Genomic DNA, 24,166 nt, shown 5'->3' with positions numbered 1-24,166 from the left:
TATTAGGGCAATGCAGGAGCAATTGCCGAGGAGCAAAAATCTGCCCTGCCGCCGACACCTGTCAATCGAGCAACCGTACCCTCCTTTCAATAATTCGCTCAATATTGAAAAAAGCAAGTTATTTAGAGCTATATCCTTTGGTTTCTGCTGACTTTGAGTCAACTGAGTATCAACTATTAATACCACACCAATCTCGAAACTTGAAGACTGAAGGGTACAGCAATACCGTCCATAGCTTAAAGTACCTTCATGTATTGCCTCATGCCGACATTAGGTACGCGTAGCGTACCTACAATTCACTTTGAATTTCTAAGTGTTTCCGGTAATCACGAGTAATTTTTCAACTATGGCCGCAAACATAGCCTAATTAAAGCTACTCCTTTTTTTATACTCAAACAAATGGCTAACATCATAAAGGCATGCATTAGCGGATTCTACTCGTCACCCATTGACCCTTCGACTAGACTCAGGTCGAATGGCGTTTAGAATACTGAACTGATTTTTTTAGATTTATCATATCCCTAAAATAGAGCACGAAAACTATTAACGCACATTTTTAGTGCAAATAATTAACCATTTTATTTGTTCGGCCGCAGGCATGAATACTGCTTACGTAGATAATATTAAGCAACAATGATTTTTTAAACTTGATTAAAATCGGAACCGCACATTCGATTTGGAGGGACGGGTTAAAAAACCCGTCCCGCAGAGACGGAAAAGATAGTTAACTGAAACAGGTGAAAGCGTGGCGAAATCTCAATCCATTATCCAAGAATTTCCTTTTTGGTTCACGCAACGCGCGGAATCACGGCTTATATTTCTTTACGGCGAAGAACGTACGAAAGACTTGATGAACCGTTTACTCGACCGTATGCAGCATTTTTCGGTCCCGAAGGCGCAACCTCTTCCCGAATATTGGAACGAGCAGGATGTCATTCTGATCACCTACGGCGATAACATCCGGCAAACCGACGCAAAACCTTTAGCGACGCTCTACGAATTTTCATTACTCCATCTAAAAGATTGCATCAATAGCATTCATGTTTTGCCTTATTTTCCGTTTAGTTCCGACGATGGTTTTGCAGTGATCGACTACAAAACGGTCGATCCTCAATTAGGCGACTGGCGGGACATCGAGCGTCTTGCACAAGACTTTAGCTTGATGACCGACTTGGTGATCAATCATGTTTCCCGCGAAAATCTTTGGTTTATCGATTACCTCAGTCATAAAAAACCGGCCTGCGATTATTTTATCGAATTGCCGGAAAATACCGATGTCAGCTCAGTCGTGCGTCCGCGCAGCACGCCGGTGCTAGTGCCTGCTCATACCCATCAGGGCTTACGCTATGTTTGGGCGACATTCGGCGAAGACCAAATCGACGTCAACTTCGCCAATCCCGACGTGTTGTTCGAATTCATCGACATCTTGCTGTTGTATATCCAAAAAGGCTCCCGATTCATTCGTCTGGATGCGGTCGCGTTTCTATGGAAAAAATTGGAAACCCGCTGTATCAACTTGCGCGAAACGCACGAAATCGTCAAGTTAATACGCGACATTGTCGATCTAATTGCACCCGGCACGGTATTGATCACCGAAACCAATGTACCGAACGGTGAAAACCTAAGCTATTTCGGCAACAGCGACGAAGCTCACATGGTCTATCAATTCACGCTACCGCCGCTATTATTGCATGCTCTGTACCAAGGTAACTCGCATTACTTGACCCGTTGGGCTAAGGATATGCCACGTCCGCAAAAAAATTGCACCTATTTGAATTTTATCGCATCTCACGACGGCATTGGCCTACGTCCGGCGGAAGGCATATTGCCTGAGCAGGAAGTCAAGGTTTTGGTCGATGCGATGCACGAATACGGCGGCTATGTCAGCACGCGCACCGGTTTGGATGGGCGCCCCGCACCTTACGAAATCAATATCGCGTTGTTCGACGCCCTTAAAGGTACTTCTTTAGGCCTGGATCAATGGCAGATTCAACGATTTATTTGCGCGCATACCATCATGATATCGTTGCAGGGGATTCCGGCCATTTACATCAATAGCCTGATTGCAACCGCTAATGATTATCATGGCGTCGAGCAATCGGGCAAAACGCGATCGATCAACCGGCATAAATGGGAATATAGCGAATTGATGGACTTGTTAAATAACCCTCATAGCCCAAATGCGATTATATTTCATGAATTCAAACGGTTACTCAGCATTCGAAGAAGGCAAGCCGCCTTTCATCCGGACTCGGCTCAGGAAACGCTAAGCAATAGCCCGGCATTGTTTTCATTTTGGCGTACTAGCCCGGATCATCGCCAACGCATCCTGGTCGTAAGCAATATTACGCCGCAACGACAAACCATGACTTTGCCTAATCATCCCCGCCCTGAAGGGTCGGGATTGTGGCGGGATTTGATCGAACGCACCGCAATCCATAAAAATACCGCCGAACTGGTTTTGTATCCATACCAAACCGCCTGGCTCGAAGCCTTGGATTAGCATACTTCGCGAGAAGTTGTTTCGAACCTGAACCGAAAAACCTATAATGTCGATAATAAACTGTTTTTAAGTAATTATTCATACTCCTTGAACATTTTCCTGAGAATGCGGCCATCCTGGGCGCATTCAGCGAGGGCGGGACGCCCGCGCTCCCAGGCTTATTGTCCTAAAATGTTTGGGGGCTGAATAATTACGTTTTTAACGCCGACCCGCTAACCGGCAAATCCTATAAAATTCATGCAAATAACAACTGAAGTCATCGGTTATATTGCCGCGACACTCACTACCCTGTCTTTTTTACCTCAGGCACTATTGACGCTCAAAACGCGCAATACCGAATCGCTATCATTAAGCATGTATAGCCTCTTTACGACCGGCGTTTTACTTTGGCTTATCTATGGGTTGTCGATTTCAGACAAGGCTATTATCTTCGCTAATTCAATAACATTTTTATTGGCTTTATCGATACTGTCTTTCAAAGTCTACAATACATTAAGCGGCAGACAGTAGCTTACGGGTTTTATACCTTTCGCACTTCAAATTTCGGTAGTGCCTAAGGAGGCGCCGGAGTGCTCGGTAAAGGCTTTACCAGCAGGGAGCTGGCATAGAGCCTACATGGATGTATTCACCCAGCACCTAAATTCCATAGCGCATTGTCTATGGTTAACTGCCTTGGATAATTCATCCAGCACCTAAATAAGCCATGATTTTGAATTATTGCCAAAGGCCTATGGAATTTAGGTGCTGGATTTAGGTGCTGGGCCTTTGACGGGCACCCCGGTGCCGAATTTTGATTTACGATGGGTATAACCCTACTCAAATGGAGACCAAAAGAACATGACCAAAAATGTTACCCTAACCCGATTCATCATCGAGCAACAACGCGAATTCCCTGGCGTATCAGGAACGTTTACATTATTACTGAACGACATCGTCAAAGCTTGCAAACAGATATCGCACCTAGTTAATCGAGGAGACTTAATCGGCGTTCTGGGCAGCGCAGATTCGGAAAACGTACAGGGTGAAGTACAGAAAAAACTGGACATCATCACTAACGACATCATGGTAGATTCGCTTATTTGGACGGGACACCTATCGGGTATGGCTTCCGAGGAAGTCGACGACATCATCCGAATTCCCGATCATTATCCGCGTGGTAAATACCTAGCGCTATTCGATCCGCTGGACGGCTCCTCCAACATCGACGTCAACTTGACTGTCGGAACCATTTTTTCCATTTTGCGCTATAACGGAACCGACGAGCCGCAACTCGACGACTTTTTACAAAAAGGCAGCGAACAAGTCTGCGCCGGATTCGTTTTGTACGGTCCGTCAACGATGATGATCTTGACAACCGGTCACGGCGTCAACGGCTTTACGCTGGACCAGGACATCGGCGAGTTCATTCTGACGCATCCCAATATGACCATTCCAAGCGAAACCTCCGAATTCGCAATCAATATGTCGAACCAACACTTTTGGGAAGCGCCGGTCAAACGTTATATAGACGAATGCGTGGCGGGCGAAAATGGCCCGCGCGGCAAAAGCTTCAACATGCGCTGGGTGGCATCCTTGGTGGCCGAAGTTTTCCGGATTTTAACCCGCGGCGGCGTATTTTTATATCCCTATGATTTGCGCGATCCTGCTAAGCCAGGTAGATTGCGCTTGATGTATGAAGCCAATCCGGTCGCCTTTATCGTCGAACAAGCCGGCGGGGCCTGTTCAACCGGACGTGAGCGCATGCTCGACGTTCAACCGAAAGGCCTCCATCAACGCGTTCCGTTGATTTTGGGTTCTAAAAGCGAAGTCGACCGGATTATCGAGTATCATCAGTCGTAGGCTGCGCACTGCGCATCCTACTTGGGCGCTTAATCCGCGCGAATCGATTTGCACACAGTACGCGAAATATATTCCACCAAACTTAAATTCAAGGGGTAACGCATGTTAGAAGCACAGCAAAAAGCACCGGATTTCCAATCGGTTAATCAATACGATCAACCCGTCAGTCTGTCCGATTATCTCGGCAAAAAGAACGTGGTTCTTTATTTTTATCCAAAGGACGATACACCCGGCTGTACGATAGAAGCCAATGAATTTACTCAAAAGGCATCGGAATTCGCCGAATACGATACGGTCGTCATCGGCGTCAGCAAGGATAACTGCGAGAGCCATCGAGCGTTTATCGACAAATTCGGCCTCAAGGTCGATTTACTGGCCGACACCAACGGCGAACTCTGCGAAAGTTACGGCGTCTGGCGCGAGAGAGAGAAAAACGGCGTCAAGAGCATGGCGATTTTCAGATCGACGTTTATTATCGATAAACAAGGCAATTTGGCCGATGTCGAATACGGAGTCAGCCCCGAAGGGCATGCGCAAGCGGTGCTGGAGAAAGTTAAAAAACTTTGACCCTAGAAAAAGGATTTCACCATGAAGATAAGGAGTCCTAATCTTCTGCGGGACGGGTTATTTAACCCGTCCCTGACGTTTCGTTTCGCCCTAAACATTTCGGCTTAGGATTTCGTGACAAATAACTTCCTTTAGCTATGAGCTTTGTAGCGGGTTCGGCAACTCGCTTGACAGGACGCCGTGAATACATCCGTGTAGGCTTGACGGCGGCTATCTGATCGCCAAGGATGGCGTGAATGCAGATTTTGCATGAGCAAAAATCTGCCCTGCCGCCGACACCTGTCAATCGAGCTACCGAACCTGCCTGCCCTATATTAAAAATAGGGAAGTTATTTATAACCGAATCCTTACTTCGACCATGGTCGAAACGATTAGGAAGCGGTTGCAACCCCCGTCCTGCAAAGGACGCGACGCGATGCATTGCCATCCCTGGCCCTGGATTCCGCCACAAATCCGTATGGAGCGGATTTGCATTTACCCGAAGGGCTCCGGGCAGGATAGCCCGGAGTGAATCCATGGCGGAATGACGCGTTTTTTCCTTAAGTTGGCGCCCATTCCAATTGCGCCCCCCTTTCCTCTTTCCTCTTTCCTCTTTCCCCTTTCCCCTTTCCCCTTTAACCTTTAACCTTTAACCTTATTTATAAAACGCGCCAAACGCGTCATTGCTTCGCCCGTTCTTTCAATCGACGTCGTATAAGCAAAGCGGATGAAACGTTCCGCTTGGTTAACACCAAAATCCTTGCCTGGCGTCACCGCAAGGCCTTCGGCTTCGAGTAAATCCAAGGCGAACCGATAACTATCATCGGTAAATGGCGAACAATCGGCATATATATAAAATGCGCCGTCCGGCTTGGCCGGGAGTTTAAATCCCAAATCGTGCAACTGCCCGTAGAGAAAATCTCTTCTTTTTTGAAACTCTAATCGGCGCTTTTCCAATTCTTCCAAAGTCGCGGTTTCAAAAGCCGCCAATGCCGCATATTGCGAATGACTGGCAGTCGCGATAAAAATATTTTGTGCAAGCTTTTCGACAACTTCGGCATAAGCTTCAGGCACGATCAACCAACCGACCCGCCAACCGGTCATGCCGAAATATTTCGAAAAACTGTTGATCACAAAAACATCGGGGCTGTACTGCAATGCGCTAACGGCATCGTTTCCGTCGTAAACCAGACCGTGATAAATTTCATCGGAATAAAACACACCATTACGCTCATGAACCGTGTCGATCGCTTGCCGCAAAACATCCGGAGCAATCACGGTACCGGTCGGATTCGACGGCGAGGCAATAACCGCACCTTTGCAATCGTTCGACCAATGTTTTTCGATCAACGCCGAATTCAATTGAAAATCGCTGCACGCGTCGACCGGAATCGTTTGCGCCCGGCCTCCCAAAAACTTAACGAAATTGCTATTGCACGGATAACAAGGATCGGCCATCAATATTTTTTCGCCGGCATTGAGACTCGCGCCCAAGGCCAGCAAAAAGGCACCGGACGCCCCCGGCGTAATAAAAATTCGCCCGTCATCGACAGTCACGCCGTAGCGATCGCGATAGAATTTTGCAATGCTTGCCCGAAGCTCTGAAAGTCCGGCGGCAGGCGTGTATTTGACATTCCCCGCCTCAAGATAAGCAATCGATGCATCGGTGATGCTTCGCGGCGTCAAAAAATCAGGCTCGCCAATCTCCATATGAATGACATCTCTGCCCTGCCGTTCTAATTCCTTGGCGCGCTCTAAAATTGCCATGACATAAAAAGCGCTAATTGTTTCGGTTCGATCCGCCGGTTGTTTATTCATTTTTTCTTGGTTTATTACAAACCGACAAATAATATCAATAATTCTTGCTATGCGCTTCCCGTTCTGATAAAAATGCGCAGTTTTTTAATTGAATCTTCCCGGGAGTTAACGGATGAGCGATAGCAATAAAACTGATTCCTCACCTTTCAGTTTTAAACCTTATCAAGAAAAAGCGGACGAAGAGTATATGAACGAAGCCCAGCTTCGTCATTTCGAAAGCATTCTCAATAAATGGAAAGCCAATTTAATGGAGGAAGTGGATCGAACTGTGCATCATATGCAAGACGATGCCGCGAATTTTCCGGATCCTAACGATAGAGCGACGCAAGAGTCCGAGTTTAGCCTGGAATTGAGGACCCGCGACCGCGAACGCAAGCTGATTAGAAAAATCGATCAGGCGTTAAAGGATATTGAATCGGGCGATTACGGTTTTTGCGAGTCTTGCGGCATTGAAATCGGTATACGCCGACTGGAGGCCCGCCCCACCGCAACGATGTGCATCGACTGTAAAACACTCGACGAAATTCGGGAAAAGCAAATGGGATAACCCCGGCTTCCCCCGTTCTCACCCGCTATATCGGCCGGTTCGCGCCCTCGCCTTCCGGCCCTCTTCATCTTGGCTCTCTTTATGCAGCCTTGGCAAGCTTTCTCGATGCTCGAAATCAAGAAGGACAATGGCTGGTTAGAATCGACGACATCGATACGCCACGCAATGTCGCAGGCGCCGCCGACTCGATACTCAAGACATTAGAAAGGTTTGGTTTAACCTGGGACGGCGATGTTTATTACCAAAGCCGCCATCTTGAACACTACCGCTACTACCTCGATCTATTAAAAGACCAAGAATTACTTTATCCGTGCCTCTGCAGCCGTAAATCGCTCGCAGAGATAAAACATTCCGCAATTTATCCCGGATTGTGCCGACACCGAACTTTTCCGGAAAAATCGCCTCATGCCGTTCGCATTAGGGTCGAGGCTATCCATTCGACATTCAACGATCGCTTGCAGGGCACGCAGTCCGAAAATCTCGCCACCCAACACGGCGACTTTATCTTAAGAAGAAAAGATGCGATCTTCTCCTATCAATTCACGGTCGTCATCGACGATCATCTACAAGGCGTTACCGATATCGTTCGCGGTGTCGACCTACTGGACTCGACGATCAAACAGGTCTTTCTGCAACAAAAGCTGGACTTTAAGCAACCGAGCTATATGCATGTTCCGTTAATTACCGACTCGAACGGCATCAAACTCAGCAAGCAATCGTTTGCTCGGCCTGTTGCTACCGACCATCCGTCGCGTGTTATATTTAGTTTACTGGAATTACTAAAGCAAGCGCCGCCGCAAGAACTGGCCGATGCGTCTTTATCCGAAATATTGGACTGGGCCATCAGCCATTGGCAACCCGGGCATTTATCAACGATGACCGCTATCTGCCCAGCCGCCGACCTCGATGCCTCGTACGTCTAAAGAACATAAGGATTCATCATGACTGAAGTGAAAACCTATCCTGTCGATCCCAAACTGTCAGCCCGAGCTCACATTACACCGGAACGCTATGAAACACTTTATCGACAATCGATCGATGAACCGGAATCCTTTTGGGCAGAACAAGCCGAACAATTTCTCGACTGGTTCAAGCCTTGGGATAACGTCATGGATTACAACTATTCGAAAGGCTACATCCGCTGGTTCGAAGGCGGCGAACTCAATGTCAGCTACAATTGCTTAGACCGGCATTTAGCCACACGAGGCGACCAAACTGCGATTATCTGGGAAAGCGACGATCCCGCTCAAGACAAAAAAATCAGCTACCGCGAATTACACCGAGAAGTTTGCAAATTCGCCAATGTTCTAAAAAGCCAAGGCGTCAAAAAAGGCGACCGGGTCTGTATTTACCTGCCGATGATCGTTGAAGCCGCTGTCGTCACCCTGGCCTGTGCCCGAATCGGCGCAGTCCACTCGATCGTATTCGGCGGTTTTTCCGCCGAATCTTTACGCGACCGCATACAAGACGCCGACTGCCACACTGTTATCTGCGCCGATGAAGGGCTTCGCGGCGGCAAAAAGATACCGCTCAAAACCAGTGTCGACCAAGCGGTATCGCATTGTCCGAATGCCAAAACTGTCATCGTCATCAAAAACACCGGAAATGATATTCCGTGGACACCGAAACGCGATATTTGGTATCACGAAGCGATGAAAAACGCATCGGACAACTGCCCGCCCGAAACCCTATCTGCCGAAGACCCGTTATTCATTCTTTACACATCGGGTTCTACCGGTAAACCGAAGGGCCTGCTGCACACCACGGGCGGTTATTTATTATTCGCCGCGATGACGCATAAATATGTATTCGATTATCACGACGGCGATATTTATTGGTGCACCGCCGATATCGGCTGGGTCACCGGCCATTCTTACATCATTTACGGACCGCTCTGCAACGGCGCGACGACTTTGATGTTCGAAGGTATTCCGACCTACCCCGAGCCCGACCGATTTTGGCGCATCGTCGATAAACACCAAGTCAATATTTTCTATACTGCACCGACTGCAATTCGCGCCTTGATGGCGCAAGGAAACGACTTTGTCAATCGCACCGACCGCAGCAGTTTAAGAATCCTCGGGACGGTCGGGGAACCGATCAACCCCGAAGCATGGGAATGGTATTATCACATCGTCGGCAACGAACGCTGCCCTATCATGGATACTTGGTGGCAAACCGAAACCGGGGGCATTTTGATCACGCCGCTGCCCGGCGCCATTCCATTGAAACCGGGCTCGGCGACGCTACCATTCTTCGGCGTTAAACCGGAAATTCTCGACAATGCCGGTAATGTACTCGAAGGCGAAGCGGAAGGCATTTTGGTATTGAGCCGCCCGTGGCCGGGCCAGGCCAGAAGTATTTACGGCGATCACAACCGTTTTATCGACACCTATTTTAAAAATTTTCCGGGCTATTATTTTGCCGGGGACGGCGCTCGCCGCGACAGGGACGGTTATTACTGGATCACCGGCCGTGTCGATGACGTAATTAATGTTTCGGGCCATCGCATGGGAACCGCAGAAGTCGAAAGTGCGCTGGTCTTGCATGAAGACGTCGCCGAAGCCGCCGTGGTGGGCTACCCGCATCCTATCAAGGGCCAGGGTATTTATGCTTATGTTACGCTGAACGCCGGAGTCGAACCGAGCGAAACTCTCAGGCAGGAATTGGTCGATCTGGTCAGAAAAGAAATCGGAGCCATCGCCCACCCCGATATCATTCAGTGGGCACCGGGCCTTCCGAAAACGCGCTCAGGAAAAATCATGCGGCGTATTTTAAGAAAAGTCGCCTCGAACGAAATCGACAGCTTAGGCGATACCTCTACGCTGGCAGACCCATCGGTTGTAGATGAAATCATCGATCATAGAGCCAATAAATAACTACTACTTTTTGACCGAAAAACCGTCAAAAAATAAATGGTGAGTCAATTTTTGATTCTTAAGGAATAGAAACAACCCATCGGCATTTTTCTAAATTCATAACTAGTATGGCAAATTGCCCGCTTTCAACTTAAAATGTAAATTATTTTCACATTGACTCTTCACGGATAAACCGTGGAATATAAATAACGGATCATTGATGACTGACTATAAACTCACCCACCTCAAGCAGCTCGAAGCCGAAAGTATTCACATCATCCGTGAAGTCGCGGCCGAATTCGAACGACCTGTCATGCTGTATTCGATCGGCAAGGATTCGGCCGTCATGCTGCAATTGGCGTTAAAAGCCTTTTATCCCGGAAAACCGCCTTTTCCATTGATGCATATCGACACTACCTGGAAATTCCGGGAAATGATCGAGTTTCGCGACAAATTAGCGAAAGATTTAGGCCTGGAGTTACTGGTTCACATCAATCAGGATGGCGTCGAACAAGGCGTCGGACCTTTTACACACGGCAGCAAGAAGCACACCGAAGTAATGAAAACCGATTCGCTCAAACAAGGACTCAATAAATACAAGTTTGACGCGGCATTCGGCGGCGCTCGTCGCGACGAAGAAAAATCCCGCGCCAAGGAACGCGTCTACTCGTTCCGCGATAAAAACCATAGTTGGGATCCGAAAAATCAAAGACCCGAACTTTGGAACATCTATAACGGCAGAATCGACAAAGGCGAAAGCATCCGCGTCTTTCCGTTGTCGAACTGGACCGAACTCGATATTTGGCAATACATTCATCTCGAGAACATCCCGATCGTACCGCTCTATTTCGCCAAGGAACGCCCTGTCGTCAACAAAGACGGCATGCTGATCATGGTCGATGACAACCGCATGCCGATAGGCCCTGAAGACAAAGTCGAAATGAAAATGGTTCGGTTTAGAACCTTAGGCTGCTATCCCTTGACCGGTGCGGTCGAATCGACTGCCACAACGCTACCCGAAATCATTCAGGAAATGCTGTTGACGACCAGTTCCGAACGTCAAGGACGACTGATAGACTTCGACCAGGCCGGCTCGATGGAACAAAAAAAGCGCGAAGGGTATTTCTGAGAGGCAAGGAGAAAGACGAAAGATGAAAGGGAAAGAATCCTCAACCTTATCTCCTGCCCTTAAAACCCATGAGCTTTGAAGATTTAGTTGTATGGAAACGCGCGTGTAGGTTGTGTGTTAATGTTTATCGGCACCTCAAAGAATGCACAGACCTCGGTTTTAAAGACCAAATAACCCGTAGCGCGTTATCCATACCCTGCAACATAGCCGAAGGTTATGAACGAAACACCAACAAAGATGCTATAAAGTTCTTTTATTATGCAAAAGGCTCAGCAGGCGAATTGCGCACCCAAATTTATATTGGCATGGAAATCGGTTGTATCCACAAACAAACTGGATCAAGTTGGCTAGAAGAAGCCCAAGAAATATCGATGATGATATCCGGCCTAATCAAAGCCCGCTCAGCTTAACTCACGCATCCCAAACCTTATTCCTTGAACCTTGAACCTTGAACCTAACCCATGTCCCACCAATCAGAACTCATCAGCACCGATATCAACGCCTATTTGGCCCAACATGAACGCAAGGAGTTATTGCGTTTTTTAACCTGCGGCAATGTCGATGACGGCAAAAGCACGCTGATCGGCCGCTTGTTGCACGACTCAAAAATGATCTACGAAGATCAGCTGGCCGCAGTAAAAGCGGACAGCGTCAAATCCGGTACCACCGGCGCCGGACAGATCGATTTAGCTTTGCTGGTCGACGGCTTGCAGGCCGAACGCGAACAAGGCATCACGATCGATGTCGCATACCGTTATTTCTCCACCTCGACGCGCAAATTCATTATCGCCGACACACCGGGGCATGAGCAATACACGCGCAACATGGCGACCGGCGCATCGACCTGCGATTTGGCGATTATTTTGATCGATGCCCGCTATGGCGTGCAAACACAAACCAAACGTCACAGTTTCATCGTTTCGTTACTCGGCATCAAACGGATTATCGTCGCTATCAACAAAATGGACCTGATCGAATTCAGCGAAGAGAAATTCAATCAAATTAAAGAAGATTATCTGAATTTCGTCAAAGCCCTGGATCTGCAAGATATTCGCTTCATCCCAATTTCGGCGCTGAACGGAGACAATGTCGTCAACCCCAGCGAAAGCATGCCTTGGTATACCGGCAAGCCAATGATGGAAACCTTGAACACGATCGAAATTGCCTCCGATCGCAATTTCAGCGACGCGCGTTTTCCGGTGCAATACGTCAATCGACCCAATTTAGATTTCCGCGGTTTCTGCGGCACTGTTTCATCAGGCGTTTTTCACAAAGGCGATCGTATTACTGCTCTTCCCTCCGGAAAATCCAGCAAAATTAAATCCATCGTGACTTACGACGGTGAACTGGAACAAGTCTTCCCGCCGATGGCCGTTACCTTGACGCTCGAGGATGAAATAGACATCAGCCGTGGCGACATGATCATCAGCAAACAAACGGCATCACCGACCGTTGCCGACAAATTTAAAGCGATGATCGTCTGGATGACCGAAAAAGCTCTGACACCGGGCCGACAATACATTATCAAGCTCGCGACGCGAACCGCTTCGGGATCGATATCGATGATTCATCACCGAGTCGACGTCAACACGCTGGAACATCACGATGCAAGCGAGCTCAACCTCAATGAAATCGGCCTATGCACGGTCAACCTGAACGCACCGGTCGTCTTCGACCCATACAAACGCAGCAAAGGCACCGGCTCGTTCATCGTCATCGACCGACTAAGCAATGTCACGGTCGGCGCAGGCATGATCACCGACAATGCCGATGAATTCAATCTGCAACCGGTTTCACCGGAAGACCGCGCTGCACGATTCGGACAAAAAGCCACAGTCATTTTATTGAAAGGCCATAAGGCACATGAAACAGCTTATTTGTTGGAAAGGAAGCTATTCGACAATGGTCATGCCGCAACGGTCGTCGAAACGCTGTTCAGCGAACCGGACGAATTTGCTCAACTTATTAATAATGCCGGCTTGATCGCCCTATGCATCGGTTTGAATTACGAAGCTGCCGATATTGAATTCGATAGCGAGGCCGACTCGATCGATGATATTTATGCCACATTAAAATCCGAAAAAGTTATATTTTAATGCCATAATAAGCGCTTGATGACTATCAACCTTTCCGTAGAACAAGTATTTGCCTGGGCTGCTTCGCTAACCGAGCAGCCCGATTATCAGGCGCTGACACACCAATTTCTGGACATTCTGCTTGAAATACCCGGGGTGAAAAAAGCTGCGGCTTATGAGATTTACAACCGGAGCCGAAAGAAAACCGGCGAAGCCGTAGCACCTTGCGAACAATTGGTGAGACGCTTCCCATTGGACTTTACTCGTGACGAAAGCAACGATCATAACGACTTAATCAACATCCTCGACAACGAATCACGCGTCATCCCGAAAATGTCCGATGCCAACGGGCGTTATCGCCAAGTCTATCTCTCGCTCAAAGAGACGAAAGGCCCCGATCGCGCGATTGCTTTAGACGGCCTTTTCGACCGACAAACGATAGAATTATTCCGTCAACTCCTTTCGATATTTAGAAACCAAGTTATATTACACGACAGCAAGGAACGCGACGTATTGACTAAGTTGCCTAACCGCCAATCGTTCGATACTCGTCTATTGCAAGTTTGCGAACATTATTTGAAATACCCGGTCACCGATACAAACCATCAAAAAAGCTCCTGGATTGCCTTACTCGACATCGATCACTTCAAGCGAGTCAACGATGATTTCGGCCATCTATACGGCGACGAAGTCCTCTTGATTTTCAGCCAGCTGATGGAAAAATGCTTTCGCTATAACGATTTTTTATTTCGCTTCGGCGGCGAAGAATTCGTCGTCATTCTCAACCTCACCGATATGGAAGGTGCCGAGCACACGTTTAACCGATTTCGCGAAACGGTCGCCAACCATAACTTTCCGACGGTAGGACGCATTACAGTCAGCATCGGCATTACGCATATCGACAGCATGTGTATGCCGACAACGCTACTCGATCGCGCCGACAAAGCACTGTATTACGCTAAGGAAAACGGAAGAAATAGAGCCGTGATCTACGAAAACACCGATACGCTCATCAAAAACGCCGGCGAAAACGAAGACATTGAGCTATTTTAATAACTAAGGATTTCGTGATAAATAACGTCCTGGAACTATGCGCTTTGTTGAGGGTTCGGTAACTCGTTTGGCAGGACACCGTGAATACGTCCTTGTAGGCTTGGCGGCGGTTTTCCCTGCCGCCAACACCTACCAAACGAGCAACCGAACCCTCCGTAAAATAGGGAGGTTATTTACGAGCAAATCCTAAACGCCTTATCAATCTCATTGCAAAAAACGAGACAGGAATCGCATTTTTTGATAATAACCCAAAAAATCGATGATATGGCAATCGCTTCCCAAACAAAAAGCGCTAAAATGCCGAAAAACTTTATCCAATAGGAATGGATAATAGGTATAAAACTCGAGCGCTGCCTTACCCACCTCACACCCAACAAGGCCCTGTAGACATCATATTGAAATAAACGAACTCGTTTTTAGTTATTATTCGTCCATTACTGTGAAAGTATGCGAACCGAAGCGGGTGCGGTTGCTCGATCGACAGGCGTCGGCGGCAGGGACAGCCGCCGTTGAGCTTTTGCCAGGCACCCCGGTGCCTTCCTGAGGCACTACCGAAATTTGAAGTGCGAAAGGTATAATTCTTAAAGACTAGGGATCACTATTTTTCCTTAGTCCAATCAAATCCGACTACTACACTTTAGGAGAACATCATGGCGAGTATTCTTGCAGTCGACGATTCCGCATCGATGAGACAAATGGTCTCGTTTACATTAAAAGGGGCCGGCTACGACGTTGTCGAAGCCGTCGATGGCGTGGATGCGTTAAATAAGGCAAAAAGCAAAAAATTCGACTGTGTCGTAACCGATGTCAACATGCCGAATAAAGACGGCATCACCTTGATCAAAGACTTGAGAGCCTTGCCCGATTACAAATTCGTGCCTATGCTTATGTTAACGACCGAATCTGGCACTGACAAAAAACAACAAGGCAAGGAAGCGGGAGCAACCGGATGGATCGTCAAACCATTCAATCCGGATCAATTACTGAAAACGATCCAAAAAGTGCTTGGTTAAGCGGCCTCGATTCGATTACTAATCGTCTACACACCGTTGGCCATAGTTAACGAGACGAAATTCGTAACAAATAGATATCAGCTATTGACGTTTTCTTTTGCTACTGTCGCATCCGTTTCAATCAACATCATTTTTAACAACAACCTTCAGATACGGACCACTCAATGTCTATTGATATGGCGCAATTCCACCAGATTTTCTTCGAAGAAAGCTTCGAAGGACTCGATATCATGGAATCCGGCCTATTGAATCTAGACATGGGCGATGTCGACGCCGAAACCATCAATACGATTTTCAGAGCCGCGCATTCCATCAAGGGCGGAAGTGGAACATTCGGGTTTTCCGCAGTCGCCGACTTCACGCATGCAATGGAAACACTGCTTGATGAAATGCGCGACGGCCGCCGAAAAGTTACTCAACCGGCTATCAATGTGTTGCTAGGGTCGGTCGATTGCCTCCGTGAAATGCTAACCGCGATTCAAGACGAAAAAACCTTAGATCAAGAAAAAGTCACGCAGCATAAAAAAGCGCTCGACACCGAATTAAACGGTGCCGACAATACTGCATCGCCCCCTGTACAACCTAAGCAACCTATCGAACTCAACAACGATAATGCAGGATGGCGTATTGCCTTTAGCCCTCATGCCGATTTGCTTAAAACCGGCAACGACCCGGTCAGAATGTTTCGTGAATTGGCCGAACTGGGGGAAATCGATATTACCGTAGACCTACACGGCGTACCCGGGCTTTACGAACTCGACCCCGAGGAATGCCATCTTTCCTGGCAAATAACCGTGCATGGCAACATCCCTCGCTCGGAAATCGACGATATTTTCGATTGGGTCGAGGAACATTGCGACCTTGCCGTGCAAAACATCGAACAAACGACACAGGCTTCCTCACCGGCATTCGACGAACCACCTCAATCCGCTGCAATTGAAACAACGCCTTCTTCTTCGGCAACCAACCCTCCCATTGTCAGCGAATCGGGTCAAAACGAAAAAGTAAACGCCGACAAAACCCCAAGCGCCGGCAAAAGCTCCGCCTCGATCCGTGTCGATACCGCCAAAATCGACACACTGATTAACATGGTCGGCGAATTGGTCATTACCCAATCGATGCTGAGCTTAATCGGCGAACATTTCAGCCTAAATAAACTGGATCAACTCAAAAACGGCCTCGCACAACTCGAACGGCATACGCGCGAACTGCAAGAAAGCGTCATGAATATCAGAATGCTGCCGATCAGCTTCGTGTTCAGCCGCTTTCCTCGCCTGGTTCATGATTTGAGCTCAAAACTGGGCAAAAAAATTGAGCTACAACTCATCGGCGAACATACCGAAGTCGATAAAACCGTTGTCGAACTCATTAGCGACCCCTTGGTACATTTAGTTCGAAATAGCCTCGACCACGGCATCGAAACACCGGATGAACGCATTGCGGCAGGAAAACAAGAAACCGGCACCGTAACACTCGAAGCCTATCATCGAGGAGGTAATATCGTTATCGAAGTCAGTGACGACGGCCGCGGACTGGATAAAGACAAATTGCGGGCCAAAGCACTGGAAAAGGGACTGATCCAGGACGATGCCGTGTTGAGCGATAAACAGACCTACGAACTCATCTTCATGCCCGGATTTTCGACCGCCGAACAATTAACCGACGTATCTGGGCGCGGCGTAGGCATGGACGTGGTTAGACGTAATATTCAATCGCTCGGCGGCAATATCGATATCGTTTCGCAGTTGGGCAAAGGCTCGACCATGGCGATCTATTTACCGTTGACGCTGGCGATCCTGGACGGCCAATCGGTCGCGGTCGGCGATGAAACCTATATCATACCGCTCGGTTCTATTATCGAATCGATCAATGTCACCGAGCGCATGATCAATCGCGTGGCAGGCAAAGGCGAAACCTTCCGGCTACGCCAGGAGTATTTGCCTATTATCCGCATGCATGAAATTTTTTCGGTTCCGAATGCGAAAGCGACCAAATTAACCGAAGGCTTGCTGGTAGTCGTCGAAGGCCAAGGCATCCGTTGCGGCCTTTTCGTCGACGACCTTTTAACGCAACAACAAGTCGTCGTTAAATCGCTCGAGGCCAATTACCGACAAGTCGAAGGCATATCGGGCGCAACCATTCTCGGCGACGGCTCGGTTGCCTTGATCCTGGATATTCCAGGGCTCGTCCGTTTATCGAACCATTGACCGAACGAATACCAAAATGGCAAACACAGACGATCAGTCCCAACAACAGATGGACAGCAAAAAGCCGTCCGATATGGCGCAATATTTGAGTTTTACACTCGGCGACGAGGAATATGGCGTCGATATTTTGCGGGTACAAGAAATCCGCAGTTGGGAACCGGTATCCAGAATTCCGAATGTCCCCGCTTATGAAAAAGGCGTCGTCAATCTGCGCGGCGCAATCGTGCCGATCATCGATTTGCGCGAACGTTTCAACCTAGGCCACTCCCACTATACGCCGTTGACCGTCGTCGTCGTCCTGCAAGCCTTCATCGGCGGTAAACCCCGGGTAATGGGAGTGGTCGTCGATTCGGTTTCAAACGTAATCGACATTGAAAAAACCAGAATTCAAAGCGCGCCCGATTTCGGCGCCAAAGTCAGCACCGAATTCATCAACGGCCTAGCATCGTTCAACGAACGCATGGTGATGCTGCTGGATGTCAACAAATTACTTAAATTAGAAGGCGTGGATAACGATGAAAATTAACCGCTTTCGATTGAATGCCACAGTTTACGGGGAAAGCTTACAATGAAAATGAACATGCCTGTCACCGATCGTGAAATCATGATGAAGCAGGGCACGATCCTGGTCACCAAAACCGACTTGAAAGGCTGCATCATCTATGCAAACGACGCCTTCGTCGAAATCAGCGGTTTCAGCCGTGACGAACTCGTCGGCTCGAACCATAATATCGTTCGTCATCCCGACATGCCCCCCGCTGCATTCAAAGATTTATGGGAAACGATCAAAGCCGGACGGCCGTGGATCGGCTTCATCAAAAACCGTACCAAAACTGGCGATTATTATTGGGTCGAAGCCAACGTCACGCCGTATTTCGAAAATAAACGGGTTGCCGGCTATTTGTCGGTTCGCCAAGCACCTTCTCGCGATCAAATCGATCACGCGGAAGAGCTTTATCAGAAGATCGCCGCAGATCGAGCCACCATCAGACCGACCGGAATTGCGGCTAAGCTGGCCGCGATCAAACAAGGCGGATTGTCTAAAAAAGCCGGCCTCGCCCTTTTGCTGCTGTTATTGCCGTCACTTCATGCCGGCTATCAAGCCATGATCGACGGCAACATTATCGCTCTTGCCGGCTATTCGCTATCGTCCGTGTTGGGCTTGATATTAGGCACTCACACCTTCCGTTTGATGCTTGGCTCAATCGAGCAGTCGATCGTATTTTGCCATAATGCCGCGAGCGGTTACTTCCGTAATAAGGTCGATATCGACCGCTTGGATCAAATCGGAGACCTCAATCGGGCACTGCAATCGATGCAAGTCAAACTGAATGCCGACCTGTCCGCGACACTCGAAGCCGGAGCCGTCACCGAGAGACTCAAGCAAGCGCTGGACCAAGTGACCGGCAATGTCATGATGGCCGATGCGGAGTGCAACATTATCTATATGAATCATGCCGCGAAATTCCTATTCAAACGTAATGAAAACGACTTCCGAAGAGATTTGCCCGACTTCAATGCCGACACATTGATCGGCACGAATATCGATAGCTTTCATAAAAACCCGGCCCATCAACGCGGCTTGCTGGCAAAATTGACGCAAACCTACAAAGCCGAATTGATGATTGGCGGCCGCACGATGGTGGTCATCGCAACACCGGTATTCGCCGGCGAAACACGGCTCGGCACGGTCGTCGAATGGATCGACCGTAGCGACGAAGTCAGCATTCAGCATGAAATCGCCGAAATCGTACAACAGGTCAAGTCAGGCGAACTTAGCGGCCGCGTCAACATGGACGGCAAGGAAGGCTTCTTCGAAACCTTGAGCGAGGGTATCAATGAATTAACAGACGTCATCGAACGCGCCTTCAGCGATGTCGCAAGCGTCATGCAAAGCATGTCGTCCGGCGATTTGACGCAACGCATCACGAACGATTATGAAGGCGTCTATGCGCAATGTAAAAACGATATCAACGAAACGCTTGATAAACTCAGCGAAATATTCGAACAAATTAGAAGTTCGGCCGACTTTATCAGCAACACCTCTCAACAGATCGCGAGCGGCAACAACAACCTATCGCAACGGGTAGAAACCCAGGCGGCCAGTCTCGAAGAAACCGCATCGAGCATGGAACAACTAACCGGCACCGTCAAAAACAATGCCGACAATGCGCAACAAGCCAATCTGGTTTCCGGAAATGCCCGGCAACTCGCGGAAAAAGGCGGAACCGTAGTCGCTTCTGCCGTCTCGGCTATGGCCGAAATCAACGACAGCAGCAATAAAATCGCTGAAATCATCGGCGTCATCGATGAAATCGCTTTTCAAACCAACCTGCTTGCCTTGAACGCTTCAGTCGAAGCGGCAAGAGCCGGCGAACAAGGACGCGGCTTTTCGGTCGTTGCCACCGAAGTGCGGAACTTGGCGCAAAGAAGTGCCGTCGCTGCAAAAGAAAGCAAAGAGCTGATTCAAAATAGTGTGCAAAAAGTAAGAACCGGCACCGAGTTCGTCAATGAAACCGGCTCCGCACTACAAGAGATCGTGCAAGGTGTCAAAAAAGTCGGCGATATCGTTTCGGAAATTGCCGCCGCCAGCATGGAACAATCGCAAGGCATCCTGCAAGTCAATCAAGCGGTTTCCGAAATGGACGAGATCACACAACAAAATGCCGCACTAGCCGAACAGGCATCTGCCGCCAGCATGTCGATGACCGATCAAGCCACTCAGATGGCAAATTTATTGAGTTTTTTCAAGCTGGGGCACAACATGAACAAATCTGAACAGACTTTCGAAACGATTACGGATAAGTCTAAACCCGCAACTGGAAAAACAACAACCTCAGCGCAGTCGATACAACATTCAAAACAAGCAAAACCGGCGCCCACACTCAATACACCGGTACAAGACGACGATGAATGGGAAGAGTTTTAAACCTTAAACAGACTCCGAGGACGGATCAATTTGAGTTTCGCGACGCGTATTGAATAGCACTTGGCAGTACGGGGTTTGCAACTCCGTCCTAAACGTTTCGACTGTGGCTAAAACAAGCCGAGATATTTGAAGGACAATCCGAAACGTTGGGGATGGGGTAAATAACCTGTCCCGCACAAGAAATGCTTTTTCCAGGAAAAAAGGCTCAAAAAATTATGACGAACAATCCTATCAACGAGAACAAAACATCCGACTCCGAACAGTTCTTGACTTTTGAACTGGCCGGCGAAATGTATGGCGTTGAAATACTCAAAGTCCAAGAAATCCGGGGCTGGGAACCGATACGCAAAATCCCCAAAACGCCCGGCTATATCAAAGGCGCACTAAACCTTCGCGGCGCCATCGTGCCGATTCTCGACTTGCGCGAACGCTTCGATATCGCCGCCGTGGACTATTCGCCGACGACCGTCGTCATCGTCATTAATGTCGCAACGGCCTCCGGACAAATGGTCATGGGGGTCGTCGCCGATGCTGTGTCCGACGTATTGGATATTCGTCATGACGACATCAAAAAAGCGCCCGACCTAGGCACTAACATCGATACTCGTTACATGCGTGGGATGTATGTCGCCAAGCAAGGCATGATCATGCTGCTCGACGCCGATAAACTCCTGAATCCGGACGAACTCGATCAAATCGGCCATTTGCTATGAGCGATATTTTTAAAAACGCCTCCACATTGAAAAGCCAGCCATGAACGATGACACAAACACGACCGATGCAGCGGATATAGCAACACTAAACGAAGGTCCGATAATACTGGACGCCGTATTAAATATCCGTCACATCAACGAACTACACGAGTCTTTACTCAAGGCCTTCGAATCCCGTGACACACTGGAAATCGATGCATCGGCGGTTACCACTGTCGATACTGCAACATTACAATTACTCACCGTGTTAAAACAGGAAGCCGTCAAATCGGGAAAACACGTTGTTTTCGACTTTCCATCGGAAAAATTCATCGATAGCGCTCGCTTACTCGGCTTGGCCGAACTGCTCGAAATCGACCACCCCGCATCCGGTTTATTCTAAAAATGAGCGTACCGCCGCGACAAGAGCCGTCCTCACTACAACAATTTCGAGAGTTCGAATACACTCGTGCGGACTTCGATCGCTTAAGAGCTTTGTCGAACAAGCATTCCGGCATTTTAGTTCCGGACGACAAGTTCGACATGTTTTATTCACGCCTTACCAAGCGCATCAGAGCACTGAGACTAAACAGTTTCAAGGAGTATTGCCGACTACTAGAGGACGATTCGACGCAGGAATTCACGAACTTCATCAACTCAATCACGACTAATCTGACCGCATTTTTCAGAGAAAACCATCATTTCGACTATTTGAAAAAAACCGTAATCCCGGAATTGATCGAAAAAAATCAAACCTCTCGACAAATCAGAGCCTGGTCGGCAGGTTGTTCGACCGGCGAAGAAGCGTATTCGATAGCCATGACGCTACTGGAAAATTTGCCTGCCGGCTGGACCGCGAAGATTTTGGCAACAGACATCGACACCCAAGTTTTGGATTTTGCGGCCAACGGCGTATATGAATTGAACCGCGTCAACGGTATCCCCGAGGAACGTCTGAAACGTTGGTTCAAAAAAGGCACCGGCTCGCAAATTAACAAAGTCAAAGTTAAACCGGAGTTGCGGCAAATGATTGCCTTCAAGCAACTGAATCTGATGCAGGATTGGCCGATTAAAACGCCTTTCGACTTTATTTTTTGCCGTAACGTTTTTATTTATTTCGACCGTGAAACCAAAAAAACATTGGCCGCGAAATACTCGAACTTATTAACTATCGGCTCCTGTTTGTTTATCGGTCATTCGGAATCATTGCAACAAGTTACCGATCAATTCGAATTAATCGGTAACACGATTTATCGTAAGATCGGATGACGATGTCTAACGAAATCACCCCCCCTGCCCTGCCCGGTTTCACATCAATCAATCGTTATTGGGACCGTGAAAACAACATCATCGCGGCCAAACTGCTTCCCGGCGAATATTACGTAACCAACGAGAATGAAATGATTACCACAGTTCTCGGTTCCTGCATCTCTGCTTGTATTCGGGATAGCGTCCTCGGTATCGGCGGAATGAATCATTTCATGTTGCCGGAAACCTCGACTGAACAAGCGAAAAGCGCCGGTTATTCGCTGCTCGGTAGCGCAACACGTTATGGCAACTACGCAATGGAGCACCTGATCAACACCATACTAGCCTCCGGCGGTAAACGTAAAAACCTCGAAGTCAAAGTTTTCGGCGGCGGAAAAATCATCCCGAGCTTGAGTGATGTCGGATTGCGCAACATCGGTTTCGTGCTCGATTATATCGATACCGAAGCATTGAACTTATTGGCTCAGGATCTCGGCGATATTTATCCACGCAAAGTGAACTTTTATCCGAAAACAGGGAAGGTCCGCATGAAAAAAATCAAAAATCTACACAACGATACGATCGCATTACGCGAAAACAATTATCGAAGCCAAATTAAAAATGCCGCTGTCGAAGGCGAAATCGAGTTGTTTTAGGAAACAGGGCATGAAAAAAATACGATTATTGATAATCGACGACTCGGCTTTGATCAGAGCGCTGTTGACCGAAATATTCAACAGCTCACCGAATATCGAAGTGGTTGGAACCGCCGCAGATCCTTACATAGCCCGTGAAAAAATCAAGCAACTCGCCCCCGATGTCTTGACGCTGGATATTGAAATGCCGCGCATGGATGGTTTGACGTTTTTGCGCAACTTGATGCGTCTTCGGCCCATGCCGGTCGTAATGATTTCCACATTGACCGAACAGGGCGCCGAAGTCACACTTGAAGCATTGAAACTCGGCGCGGTCGATTTTGTCGCAAAACCCAAACTGGATCTGACGCACACCCTGAAAGAATACACCGAAGAAATGATCGGCAAAGTCATCATGGCTGCCGGTGCACGAATTCAGGATAATGCGCCCAATTCCATGCCGGTAAAACCCGGACTTATCAATCGGAACCGTAAAAGCACTCGACAACAACCGCTCATTGCGCTCGGCGCATCCACCGGCGGAACCGAAGCAATCAAACGGATAGCAGGTCTTCTTCCTGTAAATACCCCGCCCATTATCGTTTCGCAGCATTTGCCTGCAGCGTTTAGCGCCTCGTTTGCCAGACATGTCGACGAGATATCGGCGATGACGGTCTCGCTGGCCCAAACCGGGTTAAAAATTGAGTCCGGACATATCTATATTGCACCGGGCGATAGGCATTTAAAGATAACTCGGGATCACAAGGCTTATTTCTGCCAACTCGATGACTCCGAGCCTGTCAACCGACATAAACCTTCGGTCGACGTAATGTTTCACTCAGTTGCGAAACAAGTCGGCGATCAAGCCATCGGCGTCATGCTGACCGGTATGGGGGTCGATGGCGCGGCCGGCATGAAGGCCATGCACGAGGCCGGTGCTTTCAACATCGTACAAGACGAAGCCAGCAGCGTCGTTTGGGGTATGCCCGGCGAAGCTTATAAAATCGGGGCCGCCGATGTCGTTCTCCCCCTCGACCAAGTCGCGGATCAAATTATGGCTTTAATCCAATAGGA

The 24,166-nt window shown here is 48.4% G+C and carries 21 protein-coding genes; 20 read left to right on the top strand and 1 reads right to left on the bottom strand.

Features of this window, described 5'->3' with window-relative positions:
- Positions 1–745 precede the first annotated feature (745 nt).
- The 4 genes from ACINK7_RS05720 to ACINK7_RS05705 all read left to right on the top strand — a co-directional run bounded on the left by ACINK7_RS05720 (position 746) and on the right by ACINK7_RS05705 (position 4,909).
- Positions 746–2,503, top strand: coding sequence for a sugar phosphorylase (locus tag ACINK7_RS05720; protein WP_404360350.1), 1,758 nt, complete (start codon positions 746–748; stop codon positions 2,501–2,503).
- A gap of 237 nt (positions 2,504–2,740) precedes the next feature.
- On the top strand, positions 2,741–3,013 hold the full coding sequence (locus ACINK7_RS05715) for a SemiSWEET transporter (protein WP_404360349.1): 273 nt from the start codon (positions 2,741–2,743) through the stop codon (positions 3,011–3,013).
- A 327-nt stretch (positions 3,014–3,340) separates the two neighbouring features.
- Positions 3,341–4,342, top strand: coding sequence for a class 1 fructose-bisphosphatase (locus ACINK7_RS05710; RefSeq protein ID WP_404360348.1), 1,002 nt, complete (start codon positions 3,341–3,343; stop codon positions 4,340–4,342).
- 102 nt (positions 4,343–4,444) lie between these two features.
- On the top strand, positions 4,445–4,909 hold the full coding sequence (locus ACINK7_RS05705; RefSeq protein WP_404360347.1) for a peroxiredoxin: 465 nt from the start codon (positions 4,445–4,447) through the stop codon (positions 4,907–4,909).
- A gap of 621 nt (positions 4,910–5,530) precedes the next feature.
- On the opposite strand, the gene ACINK7_RS05700 is transcribed toward ACINK7_RS05705, so the two are convergent.
- Positions 5,531–6,706, bottom strand: coding sequence for an aminotransferase class I/II-fold pyridoxal phosphate-dependent enzyme (locus tag ACINK7_RS05700; protein WP_404360346.1), 1,176 nt, complete (start codon positions 6,704–6,706; stop codon positions 5,531–5,533).
- A gap of 112 nt (positions 6,707–6,818) precedes the next feature.
- Here ACINK7_RS05700 and dksA point away from each other — a divergent pair, with 112 nt between their 5' ends.
- The 16 genes from dksA (at position 6,819) to ACINK7_RS05620 (ending at position 24,164) form a co-directional block, all read left to right on the top strand.
- Positions 6,819–7,253 (top strand): RNA polymerase-binding protein DksA, encoded by a 435-nt coding sequence (gene dksA / locus ACINK7_RS05695; RefSeq protein WP_404360345.1) that lies wholly within the window; start codon positions 6,819–6,821, stop codon positions 7,251–7,253.
- The gene (gene gluQRS / locus ACINK7_RS05690; RefSeq protein ID WP_404361415.1) at positions 7,250–8,176 is read left to right on the top strand and encodes a tRNA glutamyl-Q(34) synthetase GluQRS; all 927 of its coding nucleotides are present in this window, start codon (positions 7,250–7,252) and stop codon (positions 8,174–8,176) included. Before dksA ends, gluQRS begins: the two co-directional genes overlap by 4 nt.
- Before the next feature lie 18 nt (positions 8,177–8,194).
- Complete coding sequence (gene acs / locus ACINK7_RS05685) at positions 8,195–10,132, top strand: acetate--CoA ligase (RefSeq protein WP_404360344.1); 1,938 nt, start codon at positions 8,195–8,197, stop codon at positions 10,130–10,132.
- A gap of 199 nt (positions 10,133–10,331) precedes the next feature.
- On the top strand, positions 10,332–11,240 hold the full coding sequence (cysD, locus tag ACINK7_RS05680) for a sulfate adenylyltransferase subunit CysD (protein ID WP_404360343.1): 909 nt from the start codon (positions 10,332–10,334) through the stop codon (positions 11,238–11,240).
- Between the two features lie 68 nt (positions 11,241–11,308).
- Complete coding sequence (locus ACINK7_RS05675; protein ID WP_046061177.1) at positions 11,309–11,650, top strand: four helix bundle protein; 342 nt, start codon at positions 11,309–11,311, stop codon at positions 11,648–11,650.
- Positions 11,651–11,701: 51 nt separating this feature from the next.
- Complete coding sequence (cysN, locus tag ACINK7_RS05670) at positions 11,702–13,336, top strand: sulfate adenylyltransferase subunit CysN (protein ID WP_404360342.1); 1,635 nt, start codon at positions 11,702–11,704, stop codon at positions 13,334–13,336.
- Between the two features lie 18 nt (positions 13,337–13,354).
- Complete coding sequence (locus ACINK7_RS05665; protein WP_404360341.1) at positions 13,355–14,368, top strand: GGDEF domain-containing protein; 1,014 nt, start codon at positions 13,355–13,357, stop codon at positions 14,366–14,368.
- A gap of 650 nt (positions 14,369–15,018) precedes the next feature.
- A complete protein-coding gene (locus ACINK7_RS05660; protein WP_014149299.1) occupies positions 15,019–15,381 on the top strand; it encodes a response regulator in 363 nt (120 codons plus the stop codon).
- A gap of 164 nt (positions 15,382–15,545) precedes the next feature.
- Positions 15,546–17,588, top strand: coding sequence for a chemotaxis protein CheA (locus ACINK7_RS05655; protein WP_404360340.1), 2,043 nt, complete (start codon positions 15,546–15,548; stop codon positions 17,586–17,588).
- A gap of 16 nt (positions 17,589–17,604) precedes the next feature.
- Positions 17,605–18,114 carry a chemotaxis protein CheW gene (locus ACINK7_RS05650; protein WP_404360339.1) on the top strand — a complete coding sequence of 170 codons (510 nt, stop codon included), beginning with the start codon at positions 17,605–17,607 and terminating at the stop codon, positions 18,112–18,114.
- Positions 18,115–18,156: 42 nt separating this feature from the next.
- A complete protein-coding gene (locus tag ACINK7_RS05645; protein ID WP_404360338.1) occupies positions 18,157–20,517 on the top strand; it encodes a methyl-accepting chemotaxis protein in 2,361 nt (786 codons plus the stop codon).
- Between the two features lie 215 nt (positions 20,518–20,732).
- On the top strand, positions 20,733–21,230 hold the full coding sequence (locus tag ACINK7_RS05640) for a chemotaxis protein CheW (RefSeq protein ID WP_404360337.1): 498 nt from the start codon (positions 20,733–20,735) through the stop codon (positions 21,228–21,230).
- 40 nt (positions 21,231–21,270) lie between these two features.
- Positions 21,271–21,612, top strand: a complete 342-nt coding sequence (locus ACINK7_RS05635; RefSeq protein WP_404360336.1) for a lipid asymmetry maintenance protein MlaB — start codon at positions 21,271–21,273, stop codon at positions 21,610–21,612.
- 2 nt (positions 21,613–21,614) lie between these two features.
- A complete protein-coding gene (locus tag ACINK7_RS05630) occupies positions 21,615–22,478 on the top strand; it encodes a CheR family methyltransferase (RefSeq protein ID WP_404360335.1) in 864 nt (287 codons plus the stop codon).
- Complete coding sequence (cheD, locus tag ACINK7_RS05625; RefSeq protein WP_404360334.1) at positions 22,475–23,113, top strand: chemoreceptor glutamine deamidase CheD; 639 nt, start codon at positions 22,475–22,477, stop codon at positions 23,111–23,113. The genes ACINK7_RS05630 and cheD overlap by 4 nt, the downstream gene beginning before the upstream one ends.
- Before the next feature lie 10 nt (positions 23,114–23,123).
- The gene (locus tag ACINK7_RS05620) at positions 23,124–24,164 is read left to right on the top strand and encodes a chemotaxis response regulator protein-glutamate methylesterase (protein WP_404360333.1); all 1,041 of its coding nucleotides are present in this window, start codon (positions 23,124–23,126) and stop codon (positions 24,162–24,164) included.
- Positions 24,165–24,166 lie beyond the last annotated feature (2 nt).

Source organism: Methylotuvimicrobium sp. KM1, assembly GCF_044788715.1.
Lineage (GTDB): Bacteria > Pseudomonadota > Gammaproteobacteria > Methylococcales > Methylomonadaceae > Methylotuvimicrobium.
The sequence above is the reverse complement of the archived record's forward strand: the minus strand, read 5'-3'. Positions and strand labels throughout refer to the sequence as shown.

Coding starts and splice junctions, on each gene's coding strand:
- ACINK7_RS05715 (WP_404360349.1), top strand. CDS start 2,741: ATGCAAATAACAACTGAAGTCATCGGTTATATTGCCGCGACACTCACT.
- ACINK7_RS05710 (WP_404360348.1), top strand. CDS start 3,341: ATGACCAAAAATGTTACCCTAACCCGATTCATCATCGAGCAACAACGC.
- ACINK7_RS05705 (WP_404360347.1), top strand. CDS start 4,445: ATGTTAGAAGCACAGCAAAAAGCACCGGATTTCCAATCGGTTAATCAA.
- ACINK7_RS05700 (WP_404360346.1), bottom strand. CDS start 6,706: ATGAATAAACAACCGGCGGATCGAACCGAAACAATTAGCGCTTTTTAT.
- dksA (WP_404360345.1), top strand. CDS start 6,819: ATGAGCGATAGCAATAAAACTGATTCCTCACCTTTCAGTTTTAAACCT.
- acs (WP_404360344.1), top strand. CDS start 8,195: ATGACTGAAGTGAAAACCTATCCTGTCGATCCCAAACTGTCAGCCCGA.
- cysD (WP_404360343.1), top strand. CDS start 10,332: ATGACTGACTATAAACTCACCCACCTCAAGCAGCTCGAAGCCGAAAGT.
- ACINK7_RS05675 (WP_046061177.1), top strand. CDS start 11,309: ATGAGCTTTGAAGATTTAGTTGTATGGAAACGCGCGTGTAGGTTGTGT.
- cysN (WP_404360342.1), top strand. CDS start 11,702: ATGTCCCACCAATCAGAACTCATCAGCACCGATATCAACGCCTATTTG.
- ACINK7_RS05665 (WP_404360341.1), top strand. CDS start 13,355: ATGACTATCAACCTTTCCGTAGAACAAGTATTTGCCTGGGCTGCTTCG.
- ACINK7_RS05660 (WP_014149299.1), top strand. CDS start 15,019: ATGGCGAGTATTCTTGCAGTCGACGATTCCGCATCGATGAGACAAATG.
- ACINK7_RS05655 (WP_404360340.1), top strand. CDS start 15,546: ATGTCTATTGATATGGCGCAATTCCACCAGATTTTCTTCGAAGAAAGC.
- ACINK7_RS05650 (WP_404360339.1), top strand. CDS start 17,605: ATGGCAAACACAGACGATCAGTCCCAACAACAGATGGACAGCAAAAAG.
- ACINK7_RS05645 (WP_404360338.1), top strand. CDS start 18,157: ATGAAAATGAACATGCCTGTCACCGATCGTGAAATCATGATGAAGCAG.
- ACINK7_RS05640 (WP_404360337.1), top strand. CDS start 20,733: ATGACGAACAATCCTATCAACGAGAACAAAACATCCGACTCCGAACAG.
- ACINK7_RS05635 (WP_404360336.1), top strand. CDS start 21,271: ATGAACGATGACACAAACACGACCGATGCAGCGGATATAGCAACACTA.
- ACINK7_RS05630 (WP_404360335.1), top strand. CDS start 21,615: ATGAGCGTACCGCCGCGACAAGAGCCGTCCTCACTACAACAATTTCGA.
- cheD (WP_404360334.1), top strand. CDS start 22,475: ATGACGATGTCTAACGAAATCACCCCCCCTGCCCTGCCCGGTTTCACA.
- ACINK7_RS05620 (WP_404360333.1), top strand. CDS start 23,124: ATGAAAAAAATACGATTATTGATAATCGACGACTCGGCTTTGATCAGA.